Genomic DNA, 12,313 nt, shown 5'->3' on the forward strand with positions numbered 1-12,313 from the left:
GTACGCCCTGTATGTACGTACGCACGGAAACGCGACGCGAAAACGCCCGAGGGCGGCACCCGCATGGGGTGCCGCCCTCCGGCGTTCGCGCGCTGCCGCGTGGGCAGTGGCCTCAGCTGCCTCAGTAGGCGCTGTTGACGTTGTCCATCGAGCCGTACCGGTCGGCCGCGTAGTTGGCCGCGGCGACGATGTTGGCGACCGGGTCGTAGATGTCGTTCGACGTGCCGTTGACGTGGTACGCCTTGAACGTCGGGGGGATCACCTGGAGCAGGCCCTTCGAGGGGATGCCGTTCCGGGCGTTGATGTCCCAGAGGTTGATCGCCTTCGGGTTACCGCTCGACTCACGGATGATGTTGCGGTGCAGGCCGTTGTACGAGCCGGGGATGCCGTGCTGCTTCATGATGGCCAGCGACTCGCGGATCCAGCCGTCCAGGTTGTTGGCGTAGACCGGCTTGCGGACGGTGGAGCGGCTGGTGTCGGCCTTGGCGCGCTTCTTCGCGTCGGCCTTCACCTTGGCGGCGGCCTCGACCTTCGACTTGTCGGCGGCCGCGGACTTCGCCGCGGAGACGGCGGAGGTGTGCTGCTTGGCGATGATCGCGTGCACGGCAGAGGTCTGGGCGCCGTCCGTGGTCGAGGTCCATGCCACCGGGGAGGCGACGACGGACTTCGACGGGGACGAGGACTCGGCGACGGCGGTGCCGTTGCTGCCGGGAACCAGCGAGAACGTGACGGCGGCGACTCCGGCGGCGGCTATGCCGGCCATGGAGGCCTTCTGGGTCTTGTTCAGACGACTGAGGCCAGGGGTGCGTGACGAGAACATAGAGACGTACCTCTTCGAGTAGCGGGAGTCGCGGAGGCCGGACGGCCAGCCGTACTCGGCGGCGACTTCAGCAATTGTTAGCGGCCGCAAAACGCCCTGGCAAAGGTGTGACGTACGACCCCGGATAGTGGAGCTGGGCGCCGCGAAGACGCCCAGCTGACCGCTTATCCCGGGCTCACAGCGGCCTCTTCCGTCGACTAGCGCGGTTCGTAAGTGACGTGGGTCCTATGCCGGGGCTCACACCGGGGGTACCCCGACCTGACCGAGAGTTGCTTCCGCAACGCGATGTGTGAGGGGTTTCCGGGGTCCCCGCGCCAGCGTCCCCGGGGTCCCCGCGCCAGCGTCCCCGGGGTCCCCGCGCCCAGCGTCCCCAGGGCCTACGCGTCCCGCGTCGCGGGCAGCAGAAGGTGGACGTCCCCGAACTCGTGCCAGAGGTAGCGCCGCCGCAGTGCCTCCCCGTACCCCCGGGCCAGTGCCGCCCGCCCGGCGATGGCCTCCAGCATCAGCAGATGCGAGGCCCCGGGCTCGTGCAGCCCGGTCAGCAGCCCGTCCACCGCGCGCACCCCGCGCCCCGGCGACACCACCAGATCCGTCCAGCCCGAGGCCGCCCGCACCCGCCCGCCGGGCTCCGCCGCCGACTCCAGGGCCCGTACGGCCGTCGTACCGACCGCGACGACCAGGCCGCCGCCCGCCCTCGCCGCGTTCACCAGCCGGGCCGTCGGCTCCGGCACCGCGAAGCGCTCCGGGTACGGCGGCTCGTGGGCCTCCGTCGACGCCACCCCCGTGTGCAGCGTGACCGGCGCGAAGCGGATGCCCCGGACCACCAGCTCCGCGACCAGCCGGGCCGTGAAGGGCCGCCCGGCGCTCGGCATCTCCGCCGAGCCGAGACCATCGGGGGAGGGGCGCGCGAATACGGTCTGATAGACGGAGAGCGGCTGGTCCCGCTCCGTATACCCGTACCGGATGGGCCGCCCGTACCGCCGCAGCAGCCACGGCACACCACGGGACGGCACCTCGGCCCACCACAGCCGGGTCCCCGCCGGATCCAGCGGCTCCGCCAGCACCAGCCGCTCCCCGCCCGGCAGCCGCACGACCGCCCCCGTCGGTCCCCCGGCCCGGGGCAGCGTGGCGCCCGAGCGCCGGTCCGGCGTCCGCAGCTCCACCGCCCACCTGCCGTCGTCACCGCACGTCGAGAAGTGCACGACCACCCGCACATCGCCCAGATACCCGTTGACCGCCGCCGGCAGCGTCGCCGACGTATTGACCACCAGCACATCCCCGGCCCGCAGCTGCCCCGGCAGCTCCCCGAAGGCGTGATGCGTCACCCGGGTGCCCCGCGAGACCAGCAGCCGTACGTCGTCCCGGCCCGCCCCGCGCTGCTCCGCCGGAACCCGCGCCGACAGCTCCTCGGGCACCACGGGCGCGGTCACCTCGGCCCCAGCAGCCCGGCCACCGTGTACCGGCCGCTCACCGGCCGGCGCTCCAGCAGCCGCAGAAAGCCCGGCACCACCGATTCCGGCGTGGGCCGGGCCGCCGCGTCGTCCGGCACGGCCGCCGCGTACAGGTCCGTCCCCATGTCCCCCGGATCCACCGCCCACACCCGCAGCCCCGGCTCCTCCACCGCCAGCACCGCCGCGAGCTGGTCCAGCGCCGCCTTGGACGCCCCGTAACCGCCCCAGCTCCCGTAAGCCTCCGCCGCCGCGTCCGAGCTGACCGTGATCACCGTGCCCGCCGCGCTCGCCCGCAGGAGCGGCAGCGCCCGCGCCACCAGCCCCAGCGCCGCCACCACATTGGTCTCCAGCGCCGCCCGCAGCCCGTCGAGCGGCAGCGCGTCCAGCCGTACGAGCGGCTCCGCGCCCAGCGCACTGGCATTGCTGACCAGGAGATCCAGCCCGCCCAGATCCGCCGCCGCGGCCACCAGCTCCGTACGGTGCGCGGCGTCCGTCACATCCCCGGCGAGCGCCACCACCCTCGTCCCGTGCGCCCCGACCGCCGCTGCCGCCTCCTTGAGTACGTACGGGGTCCTGGCATCCAGCACCAGATCCCAGCCGCGCCGGGCCAGCGCCTCCGCCAGCGCCCGCCCCAGCCCCTTCGACGCCCCTGTGATGACCGCTACCGGCATGACACCGCTCCTCCGCTCGCCGTCCACCGCGTCCGACGCACGCGGTACCGCCACCGTAGGAACGCGCGCCCCCGCGCCGCCTCGGACGCGGGCCGCTGTCGCCAGGGCATTTCGGCCTAGGCCAAGAGCCCCGGTCGCGGGGGGTCCCGAGGCCGATACGCGCAGGTCGGAAGGCCGGTACGGTGAGGCCATGAGTCACCGACCGCGCTCGGGCCTCGCCGCCGTGAGCACCGCGCTCCTCGCGATGAGCAGACACCTGGAGGTGCGCGACGTCCTCAAGACGATCGTCGCCTCCGCCCGTGAACTGCTCGACGCCGAATACGCGGCGCTCGGTGTCCCCGACGACCACGGCGGCTTCGCCCAGTTCGTCGTCGACGGAGTCAGCGACGAACAGTGGAAGGCCATCGGCCCCCTCCCGCGCCAGCACGGCATCCTCGCCGCGATGCTCAGCGAGGAGCGGCCCGAGCGGCTCGCCGACGTACGCGAGGACCCCCGCTTCGAGGGCTGGCCCGCCGCCCACCCCGCTATGTCGGACTTCCTCGGCGTGCCCGTCAGGGACGGCGACGAGACCATCGCCGCGCTCTTCCTCGCCAACAAACGCTGCCCCAGGCCGAACGGCGGCTGCGGATTCACCGAGGAGGACGAGGAACTCCTCACGATCCTCGCCCAGCACGCCGCCATCGCCCTCACCAACGCCCGGCTGTACGAACGCAGCCGCGAGCTGAGCATCGTCGAGGAGCGCTCCCGCCTCGCGCACGAGCTGCACGACGCCGTCAGCCAGAAACTCTTCTCCCTGCGGCTGACCGCCCAGGCCGCCGCCGCCCTCGTGGACCGTGACCCGGCCCGCGCCAAGGACGAACTCCACCAGGTCGCCGCCCTGGCCGCCGAGGCCGTCGACGAGCTGCGCGCCGCCGTGGTCGAGCTGCGCCCCGCGGCCCTGGACGAGGACGGCCTCATCCACACCCTCCGCACCCAGATCCAGGTCCTCGACCGCGCCCACTCCGCGCGGGTCACCTTCGACAGCTCCGGGGTACGCGCGCTCCCCGCCGCCCAGGAGGAGGCGCTGCTGCGCGTGGCCCAGGAGGCCCTGCACAACGCCCTGCGCCACTCCGGCGGCGACCGGGTCGAGGTCACCCTCGTCCGCCGGGGCCCCGGCGCGGTCCTCGCCGTCACCGACAACGGCTCGGGCTTCGAACCCCGTACGGTCCGCCATGCCGGCCGCCATCTGGGGCTCGTCTCCATGGGGGACCGGGCGAGCGGCGTCGGCGGCAGGCTCGGAGTGCGGTCCGCGCCCGGACAGGGCACCACGATCGAGATGGAGGTCCCAGGTGGCTGACAGAACCATCCGTGTGCTGCTGGTGGACGATCACCAGGTGGTCAGACGGGGGCTGCGTACGTTCCTGGAGATCCAGGACGACATCGAGGTCGTCGGCGAGGCGTCCGACGGCGCCGAGGGGGTGGCCCGCACCGAGGAACTGCGCCCCGACGTCGTCCTCATGGACATCAAGATGCCCGGCACCGACGGCATCGAGGCGCTGCGCAGACTCCGCGAGCTGGCCAACCCGGCCAGGGTCCTGATCGTGACCAGCTTCACCGAACAGCGCACCGTGGTGCCCGCCCTGCGCGCGGGCGCCTTCGGTTACGTATACAAGGACGTCGACCCCGAGGCGCTGGCCGGCGCGATCCGTTCCGTACACGCGGGGCATGTCCTGCTCCAGCCCGAGGTCGCGGGCGCGCTGCTGGCCCAGGACGACCACAGCGGTGGCGGCCAGGGGCGGGGGACGACGCTGACCGAGCGGGAGCGCGAGGTGCTCACGCTGATAGCGGACGGGCGCTCCAACCGGGAGATCGCGCGGGCGCTGGTGCTCTCCGAGAAGACGGTCAAGACCCATGTCTCGAACATCCTGATGAAACTGGATCTCTCGGACCGGACCCAGGCGGCGCTGTGGGCGGTACGCCATGGGGTGACCGACTGATCAGCGCTGCTCAGGGGCGTGCCGGGGATATATCGGGGGATTGCCCGGAGGCCATCCGGAAGGTCATCTTCCGATCCGAGATTCATACTGTCGGGTGGATGTCACCCACACGGCGCACCCTGATCGTCGACCGGGCGTTCTTCATGGCGTACCACGGTGTCCCGCCGCGGTCTTGATCAAACGATGTAAGGAACATCCCATGAAGGTTGCCAAGAAGGCCGCCCTGGTCCTCGTCACCGCCGGTCTCGCCGCGGGCGCCTCCGCTGGCGCCGCGTTCGCCACCACCGGCGGCGCCCACGCCGACGGCACCGCGGTGAACTCCCCGGGCGTCGGCTCCGGCAACGTGGTCCAGGTCCCGGTCCACGTCCCGGTCAACCTCACCGGCAACACGGTCAGCGTGATCGGCCTCCTGAACCCCGCCCTCGGCAACAGCTCGGCGAACTTCTAGGGGCTCGGTTCGCCTCCGGGGCGCGCCTGCCGCTGTCGACGGTCGACCATGATCGGTTCGTTCGTTCCTCACGAACCGCCGCGCGCTCTCCTCTCCGACAGCGACGCGCCCCTTCGGCTCACTCGCCGGGTGGTGACCGGAGCAGGTGAGCCAGGACCGTGCGAAACAGGGGCCGGGGTCCGGGGCATCCGCCTCCGGGCCCCGGCCCTGTCCGTCGGCCGGGGTCAGTGCCGTTCCCGCTCCTCGACGTACGCGTTGTACGCCGCCACCTGAGCCCGCCGGGCGAAGCGTTCCACCGGGCGCAGGGCCTCCCCGCGTGTCGCCATCTCCGACGCGCTCACCGCGCCGCCGTGCCCGTGCTCGTACGCCAGCGAGACCAGCAACCCCACCCGCTGCGCCAGTTCGAGCACCCGTACCGCACGCGGCGGATACCCCGGCGCCAGAATCTCGCGGCCCCGCTCCGCCCGCGCCCGGTACGCGTCGAGCGCCGCCTCCGCCACCGGGCCCGAGGCCGCCACATCCAGCCGGGACAGCACCCGCGTCGCGTCCCGCAGCGCCTCGGCCAGCTCGCGCTCCGCCTCGCCCAGCGAGGGGACGTCCGCCGGCGGGGCCTCCCGTACCGGCAGACAGTGCCAGCGGACCTCGACATGCGCATCGCCCTCAGGACCCACCGCCGTCACCTCGGGGACCAGACCGTACGGCGCCCCCGTGGCGATCACCGCCTCCTCGGCGTCCAGGGCGCGCGCGTTGAACTCCGGGGGCCCGCTGAGCCCCAGCGGATGCCCCGGTACGGGCAGCGCGACCCGGAAACCGGTCACGCCGAGCGCCCGCAGCCGCCCCAGTGCCAGCGTGAGCCCGACCGGCCCCGATTCGCCGGGCAGCCCCTCCACCCGGTGCGACGCGTCGTCGCCGACCACCGCGAGCACGGCGTCGTCCGGCGATACAAACCCGGCCAACAGGGCGTTTCCCCATGCGGCCAGCAGTCCTGAACGTGGTTGCGAAAGCATGGCCCCAGCCTAGGGAACGGACCTCAGGGCCGGACCACTCGACCGGTGGCGTAGGTTTTCCTTGGGGCCCGTGCCTACAGGCACATCCGAAACCTCAAGACGATTGCATGGGGAGACAACGCGCTCATGAGCGATGTACTGGAGCTGGTGGACGTATCCGTGGTCCGCGACGGACGCGCTCTGGTGGAAGATGTCTCCTGGTCGGTCAAGGAGGGGGAACGCTGGGTGATCCTCGGTCCCAACGGCGCCGGCAAGACCACCCTCCTCAACCTCGCGTCCAGCTACCTCTTCCCGACCACCGGCGGGGTGAAGATCCTCGACGAGCGCCTCGGCAAGGTCGACGTCTTCGATCTGCGTCCGCGCATCGGTATCGCGGGTATCGCCATGGCCGAGAAGCTGCCCAAGCGGCAGACCGTCCTGGAGACCGTCCTCACGGCCGCGTACGGCATGACCGCGACCTGGCACGAGAACTACGACGAGGTCGACGAGCAGCGCGCCCGCGCCTTCCTCGACCGGCTGGGCATGACCGACTTCCTGGGCCGCAGGTTCGGCACCCTCTCCGAGGGCGAACGCAAGCGCACCCTGATCGCCCGCGCGATGATGACCGACCCCGAACTGCTGCTCCTGGACGAGCCCGCGGCCGGACTGGACCTCGGCGGCCGGGAGGATCTGGTACGACGGCTCGGCCGCCTGGCGCGCGACCCGTACGCCCCCTCCATGATCATGGTCACCCACCATGTCGAGGAGATCCCGCCCGGGTTCACCCATGTCCTGATGATCCGGCAGGGCAAGGTGCTCGCCGCGGGACCGGTGGAGATGGAACTGACCTCGCGCAACCTCTCCCTCTGTTTCGGCCTCCCGCTCATCGTCGAACACAGCGGCGAGCGCTGGACCGCGCACGGCCTGCCGCTCGGCTGACATCCGCAAGGTCACGCCGAGTTGACCCGATATCACCCCTGTCGGGACAGGGACTCCCGGACCTACCATGAACGTGTGGAAATCGACGCGTGGGTGTGGTGGCTGATCGGTGCCGTCGGACTGGGCATCCCGCTGGTCATAACGGCGATGCCCGAGTTCGGCATGTTCTCGGCCGGAGCGGTCGCGGGAGCCGTGACGGCGGCGCTGGGCGGCGGAGTGGTCGCCCAGGTCCTGGTGTTCGTCGTGGTGTCCGTCGCGCTGATCGCGGTCGTACGCCCGTACGCGGCCGGACAGCGTGCCGCGAGCCCCGGATCCGCCACCGGGATCGACGCGTTGAAGGGCCGTCAGGCCGTCGTCCTGGAACGGGTGGACCGCGCCGGCGGCCGGATCAAGCTGGCCGGGGAGATCTGGTCCGCGCGCACCTACGACGAGGACGCGTCGTTCGAAGCGGGCCGGCAGGTCGATGTCGTGGAGATCGACGGAGCGACAGCCGTCGTGATGTGACGCCTCGGGACGACGTTCCGAGTAACGCGATGTGAGACAACCCGGCCGAACGGTAACCAAGTTGGCCCGCCGTCTGAGAAACTCGATCCTGATCATCAGAACATCCGGCAGCGAAGGGTCTGAGGAACGCGATGCCATCAATCATCATCGTCCTGGTCATTCTGGTGGTGCTTGTATTCATCGCCCTGGTGAAGACCATCCAGGTGATCCCACAGGCGAGCGCCGCCATCGTGGAGAGGTTCGGCCGCTACACCCGGACCCTCAACGCGGGCCTGAACATCGTGGTCCCGTTCATCGACTCGATCCGCAACCGGATCGACCTCCGTGAACAGGTCGTTCCGTTCCCGCCCCAGCCGGTGATCACCCAGGACAACCTGGTCGTCAACATCGACACCGTCATCTACTACCAGGTGACCGACGCCAGGGCGGCGACCTACGAGGTCGCCAGTTACATCCAGGCGATCGAGCAGCTCACCGTCACCACCCTGCGCAACATCATCGGTGGCATGGACCTGGAGCGGACCCTCACCTCCCGCGAGGAGATCAACGCGGCCCTCCGCGGAGTCCTCGACGAGGCCACCGGCAAGTGGGGCATCCGCGTCAACCGCGTCGAGCTCAAGGCGATCGAGCCGCCGACCTCCATCCAGGACTCGATGGAGAAGCAGATGCGCGCCGACCGTGACAAGCGCGCCGCGATCCTCACCGCGGAGGGCATCCGCCAGTCGCAGATCCTCACCGCCGAAGGTGAGAAGCAGTCCTCGATCCTCCGCGCCGAAGGTGACGCCAAGGCAGCCGCCCTGCGCGCCGAGGGTGAGGCCCAGGCCATCCGTACGGTCTTCGAGTCGATCCACGCGGGCGACCCGGACCAGAAGCTCCTCGCGTACCAGTACCTCCAGATGCTCCCCAAGATCGCCGAGGGCGACGCCAACAAGCTCTGGATCGTCCCCAGCGAGATCGGCGACGCACTCAAGGGACTCAGCGGGGCCTTCGACAACCTCGGCGGCGGCATGCCCGGTTTCAACACCTCCGGCAAGGAACGCCGACAGAACCCCCCGCTCGACTGATCCGGCAGCACCTTCGGGCATGATCGGTGCCTTCGACACCGATCACCGAAGGGCAACACGACGTGACGATCTGGGAGATGCTCGCCGTCTTCGTGGCGGGTGTCAGCGCCGGAACCATCAACACCATCGTCGGTTCCGGCACACTGATCACCTTCCCGGTCCTGCTGGCGACGGGCCTCCCGCCGGTCACCGCCACCGTCTCCAACGCCCTCGGCCTGATACCGGGATCCATCAGCGGAGCCATCGGCTACCGCGCCGAACTCGTCGGCCAGCGCCCCCGCGTCCTGCGCCTCCTCGGCGCCTCCCTGATCGGCGGGCTCAGCGGCGCGACCCTGCTGCTCCTCCTGCCGTCGACGGCCTTCGAGACGATCGTCCCCGTCCTGGTCACGATCGCCCTGGTCCTGGTGATCCTCCAGCCCCGGCTGGTCAGAGCGGTCCAGGCCCGTCGCGAACGCAACGGCACGAGCGCGAGCCCCCACGGTGGGCCGCTCCTCTTCGTCGGCCTACTGCTCGCCAGCGTCTACGGCGGCTATTTCACGGCGGCCCAGGGGATCGTCTATCTCGCGCTGATGGGCATGCTGCTCGACGACACCATGCAGCGGCTCAACGCCGTCAAGAACATCCTCGCCGCCGCCGTCAACAGCGTCGCCGCGCTGTTCTTCCTCTTCGTCGCGGAGTTCGACTGGACGGCGGTCGCGCTCATCGCCCTGGGCTCCACCCTCGGCGGCCAGATCGGTGCCAAGGTCGGCCGCCGACTGCCCCCGACCACCTTGCGGGTACTGATCGTGGTGGTCGGCGTGACCGCGATCGTCCAGCTGCTGATCCGCCGGTACGGCTGACGCGCGTACGCATCCGCGGATCCTCCCGTACGGACTTCCCGGCGACGCGGACTTCCTGGTGCGCGGACTTCCCCGTTACGCGGCGGGCTGGACGCCGGCCGACCACAGCGGCAGGTCCGAGCGCTCCCCGGATCGCAGCGACAGCAGCATCGCCTCCGCCGGGGACGGTATGAACGGGAGGTGCAACAGGGGCATCCCCGCCTGCTCCGGGGTGCGGTCGGCCTTGCGGTGGTTGTCCTCCGCGCAGGACGCGACCGTGTTCAGCCAATTGTCCCCGCCACCCCGGGAGCGCGGCACCACATGGTCCACGGTCGTCGCACGCCTGCCGCAGTACGCGCACCGGTGCTGGTCACGGACCAGCACTCCCCGTCTCGACCACGGAGCCTGTCTTCGGAAGGGCACCCGTACGTAACGGCAGAGCCTGATCACGCGCGGCACCGGAAGCTCCACGGCGGCAGCCCGCACCCGGAGTCCCGGATGGGCCTGCTCGACCACGGCCTTGTCCTGGAGCACCAGCACCACCGCACGGTTGAGCGTCACCGTCGACAGCGGCTCGAAGCTCGCGTTCAGTACCAATGTGTCCCGCATCCCCGCCCACCTCCCGTGTGCCGACCCACCGCGTGGCGGGCTTGGATCAACTCTGGCCGGGCGCGCCGAGAGGGACAACACAATAAAAAATGCCCTGCTCTGGTCTCTCCAAGACCAGAGCAGGGCAAACAAAAGGCAAACGGTCAACTGACAGTTTCCGCTGTCAGAACCAGTTGCGGCGGCCGCCGACCTCGGCGAGCCACTGGTTCAGGTAGCCGGCCCAGTCGGTGCCGTGGAAGTCGGCCAGACCCACCCGGAAGGAGCGGAAGGAGTCGCTGCCCTCGGTGAAGAGCCCCGGCTTCTTGTCCATCTCCAGGACGACGTCCATCTCGCGGTCGTCCGCGACGAAGGTCAGCTCCACCTGGTTCAGCCCCCGGTACTGCTGCGGGGCGAAGAACTCGATCTCCTGGTAGAAGGGCAGCCGCTGCCGCGTCCCCCGGATGTGCCCCCGCTCCATGTCCGCGCTCTTGAACCGGAAACCCAGCTGGAGGAACGCGTCCAGGATCGCCTGCTGCGCCGGGAGCGGGTGGACGTTGATCGGGTCCAGATCGCTGTTGTCCAGCGCCCGCGCGATGTCCAGCCCGGTGGTCACCCCGATGTTCATCCCGCGCAGCTGCTGTCCGTCAATGGTGGTGATCGGGGTCTCCCACGGGATCTCCAGCCCGAACGGGACCACATGGACCGCGCCTGCCTGGACCTCGAAGGCACCGCCGATGCTCTGCTTCGTGAACTCGATGTCCTGCTTGGTCTCCTGGTCGCCGCCCTCGACCTCGACACGTGCCTGGAGTCCGACGGAGAGCCCCTGGATCTGCTGATTCACGGACCCGCCCCGGAGCCGTACCTCTCCCTGCACGACGCCGCCGGGCACGACGTTCAGTTCGATCAGCTCCGTCTCGACGGTCGCGCCGCCGGCACCGAGGCTCGCGAGCAGCTTCTTGAAGCCCATATGTCCACTCCTTCTAGGTCGTGACCACTACATACGCGCCCCGACCGTAGTTCGGTTCCCCCCGGTACGCTCATCCGCCATGACCGAGAGCGCCCGGAGCCCCAGGACCCCCGACCGACTTCCGCTGCCCAGGGACTTCTTCGACCGGCCGGTCCTCGACGTCGCCCCGGATCTCCTGGGTCGAACGCTGGTACGGGTCACGGACGCCGGTCCTGTCGAACTCCGGCTCACCGAGGTGGAGGCGTACGCGGGCGAGATCGACCCGGGCTCACACGCCTTCCGCGGCCGCACGGCCCGCAACGCGGTGATGTTCGGTCCGCCCGGCCACGCGTATGTCTACTTCACTTACGGGATGTGGCACTGCCTCAACCTGGTGTGCGGTCCCGAGGACCTCGCCAGCGGGGTCCTGCTCCGCGCGGGCGAGATCACTGTGGGCGCTGAGCAGGCGCGCAAACGTCGTATCTCGGCCCGTCATGACAGAGAACTGGCCAAAGGCCCGGCCCGGCTGGCCACCGCCCTCGACATCGACCGCACCCTCGACGGCACCGACGTCTGCGCCGGCCCCGGCACACCGCTGTCGATACTCACCGGCACCCCTGCCACGAACGCCCAGGTCCGCAGCGGTCCCCGTACCGGAGTGGGCGGTGACGGCGCGGTTCACCCCTGGCGCTTCTGGATCGACGGCGACCCCACGGTGAGCCCCTACCGGGCCCACAGCCCCCGGCGGCGACGAACTTGACTCGCCCTGTCCACCCACCTAATGTAGTCCGAGCCGCTTTCAACGGGCCCTGCTGTTCAGCAGCGTCCGGAGCGGCCACCCACTACTTACGACCAACCCTGACGGGTATGGATTTCGGCATGCCGGAATTCGGACCGACCGGCTCGATTATGAGCCGGGCAGGGATTCGGCTAAAGTAGTGAACACGCCGAAAGGCAAAAGGCCAATCCAAAGGCCATCGGAATTCTGGAAGCGAAACACCGCCGAGAGAGTCTGATAGAGTCGGAAACGCAGGACAGCGGGACAGAACAGAATGAAACACCGAAGGGAAAGCCCGGAGGAAAGCCCGAGAGGGTGAGTACA

Annotated in this window: 14 protein-coding genes; 8 read left to right on the top strand and 6 right to left on the bottom strand. The window is 70.2% G+C overall.

Translation table 11 applies throughout. The features are described from left to right. Positions 1-121: 121 nt before the first annotated feature. From ACIP8W_RS12670 to ACIP8W_RS12680, 3 genes are all read right to left on the bottom strand, one after another. A complete protein-coding gene (locus tag ACIP8W_RS12670; protein WP_401958136.1) occupies positions 122-820 on the bottom strand; it encodes a transglycosylase SLT domain-containing protein in 699 nt (232 codons plus the stop codon). A gap of 377 nt (positions 821-1,197) precedes the next feature. Further along, positions 1,198-2,250 (bottom strand): S-adenosylmethionine:tRNA ribosyltransferase-isomerase, encoded by a 1,053-nt coding sequence (locus tag ACIP8W_RS12675; protein WP_402202895.1) that lies wholly within the window; start codon positions 2,248-2,250, stop codon positions 1,198-1,200. Next, entirely contained in the window at positions 2,247-2,942 is a 696-nt protein-coding gene (locus ACIP8W_RS12680; protein WP_401958142.1) for an SDR family NAD(P)-dependent oxidoreductase, read from the bottom strand. The genes ACIP8W_RS12675 and ACIP8W_RS12680 overlap by 4 nt, the downstream gene beginning before the upstream one ends. 190 nt (positions 2,943-3,132) lie before the next feature. On the opposite strand from ACIP8W_RS12680, the gene ACIP8W_RS12685 reads away from it, so the two are divergent. The 3 genes from ACIP8W_RS12685 (at position 3,133) to ACIP8W_RS12695 (ending at position 5,366) form a co-directional block, all read left to right on the top strand. Further along, a complete protein-coding gene (locus tag ACIP8W_RS12685; protein WP_402202897.1) occupies positions 3,133-4,278 on the top strand; it encodes a GAF domain-containing sensor histidine kinase in 1,146 nt (381 codons plus the stop codon). After that, on the top strand, positions 4,271-4,918 hold the full coding sequence (locus tag ACIP8W_RS12690; RefSeq protein WP_402202899.1) for a response regulator: 648 nt from the start codon (positions 4,271-4,273) through the stop codon (positions 4,916-4,918). Before ACIP8W_RS12685 ends, ACIP8W_RS12690 begins: the two co-directional genes overlap by 8 nt. Positions 4,919-5,117: 199 nt before the next feature. After that, a complete protein-coding gene (locus ACIP8W_RS12695) occupies positions 5,118-5,366 on the top strand; it encodes a chaplin (RefSeq protein ID WP_401958150.1) in 249 nt (82 codons plus the stop codon). Positions 5,367-5,590: 224 nt separating this feature from the next. Here ACIP8W_RS12695 and ACIP8W_RS12700 read toward each other — a convergent pair whose 3' ends face one another. After that, positions 5,591-6,373: a hypothetical protein gene (locus ACIP8W_RS12700; RefSeq protein WP_401958153.1), complete on the bottom strand. Its 783-nt coding sequence runs from the start codon at positions 6,371-6,373 to the stop codon at positions 5,591-5,593. Between the two features lie 126 nt (positions 6,374-6,499). Between ACIP8W_RS12700 and ACIP8W_RS12705 the strand changes: the two genes are divergently transcribed. The 4 genes from ACIP8W_RS12705 to ACIP8W_RS12720 all read left to right on the top strand — a co-directional run bounded on the left by ACIP8W_RS12705 (position 6,500) and on the right by ACIP8W_RS12720 (position 9,698). Further along, entirely contained in the window at positions 6,500-7,291 is a 792-nt protein-coding gene (locus tag ACIP8W_RS12705; RefSeq protein WP_401958156.1) for an ABC transporter ATP-binding protein, read from the top strand. A gap of 75 nt (positions 7,292-7,366) precedes the next feature. Then, a complete protein-coding gene (locus ACIP8W_RS12710) occupies positions 7,367-7,795 on the top strand; it encodes an NfeD family protein (protein WP_401958158.1) in 429 nt (142 codons plus the stop codon). Between the two features lie 131 nt (positions 7,796-7,926). Beyond that, on the top strand, positions 7,927-8,859 hold the full coding sequence (locus tag ACIP8W_RS12715; protein WP_401958161.1) for an SPFH domain-containing protein: 933 nt from the start codon (positions 7,927-7,929) through the stop codon (positions 8,857-8,859). Between the two features lie 62 nt (positions 8,860-8,921). Next, on the top strand, positions 8,922-9,698 hold the full coding sequence (locus tag ACIP8W_RS12720; protein ID WP_401958164.1) for a sulfite exporter TauE/SafE family protein: 777 nt from the start codon (positions 8,922-8,924) through the stop codon (positions 9,696-9,698). 75 nt (positions 9,699-9,773) lie between these two features. Here the strand turns inward: ACIP8W_RS12720 and ACIP8W_RS12725 are convergent, their stop codons facing one another. Both ACIP8W_RS12725 and ACIP8W_RS12730 read right to left on the bottom strand, forming a co-directional pair. Then, positions 9,774-10,286 carry an HNH endonuclease gene (locus ACIP8W_RS12725; protein ID WP_401958165.1) on the bottom strand — a complete coding sequence of 171 codons (513 nt, stop codon included), beginning with the start codon at positions 10,284-10,286 and terminating at the stop codon, positions 9,774-9,776. A 163-nt stretch (positions 10,287-10,449) separates the two neighbouring features. Next, complete coding sequence (locus tag ACIP8W_RS12730; protein WP_401958167.1) at positions 10,450-11,232, bottom strand: sporulation protein; 783 nt, start codon at positions 11,230-11,232, stop codon at positions 10,450-10,452. A 79-nt stretch (positions 11,233-11,311) separates the two neighbouring features. Here ACIP8W_RS12730 and ACIP8W_RS12735 point away from each other — a divergent pair, with 79 nt between their 5' ends. After that, positions 11,312-11,971 carry a DNA-3-methyladenine glycosylase gene (locus ACIP8W_RS12735; protein ID WP_402154198.1) on the top strand — a complete coding sequence of 220 codons (660 nt, stop codon included), beginning with the start codon at positions 11,312-11,314 and terminating at the stop codon, positions 11,969-11,971. The last annotated feature ends 342 nt before the right edge of the window (positions 11,972-12,313 follow it).

It is taken from the genome of Streptomyces sp. NPDC088554 (genome assembly GCF_044752945.1).
Taxonomy (GTDB): domain Bacteria; phylum Actinomycetota; class Actinomycetes; order Streptomycetales; family Streptomycetaceae; genus Streptomyces.

Coding starts and splice junctions, on each gene's coding strand:
- ACIP8W_RS12670 (WP_401958136.1), bottom strand. CDS start 820: ATGTTCTCGTCACGCACCCCTGGCCTCAGTCGTCTGAACAAGACCCAG.
- ACIP8W_RS12680 (WP_401958142.1), bottom strand. CDS start 2,942: ATGCCGGTAGCGGTCATCACAGGGGCGTCGAAGGGGCTGGGGCGGGCG.
- ACIP8W_RS12685 (WP_402202897.1), top strand. CDS start 3,133: ATGAGTCACCGACCGCGCTCGGGCCTCGCCGCCGTGAGCACCGCGCTC.
- ACIP8W_RS12695 (WP_401958150.1), top strand. CDS start 5,118: ATGAAGGTTGCCAAGAAGGCCGCCCTGGTCCTCGTCACCGCCGGTCTC.
- ACIP8W_RS12700 (WP_401958153.1), bottom strand. CDS start 6,373: ATGCTTTCGCAACCACGTTCAGGACTGCTGGCCGCATGGGGAAACGCC.
- ACIP8W_RS12705 (WP_401958156.1), top strand. CDS start 6,500: ATGAGCGATGTACTGGAGCTGGTGGACGTATCCGTGGTCCGCGACGGA.
- ACIP8W_RS12715 (WP_401958161.1), top strand. CDS start 7,927: ATGCCATCAATCATCATCGTCCTGGTCATTCTGGTGGTGCTTGTATTC.
- ACIP8W_RS12725 (WP_401958165.1), bottom strand. CDS start 10,286: ATGCGGGACACATTGGTACTGAACGCGAGCTTCGAGCCGCTGTCGACG.
- ACIP8W_RS12730 (WP_401958167.1), bottom strand. CDS start 11,232: ATGGGCTTCAAGAAGCTGCTCGCGAGCCTCGGTGCCGGCGGCGCGACC.
- ACIP8W_RS12735 (WP_402154198.1), top strand. CDS start 11,312: ATGACCGAGAGCGCCCGGAGCCCCAGGACCCCCGACCGACTTCCGCTG.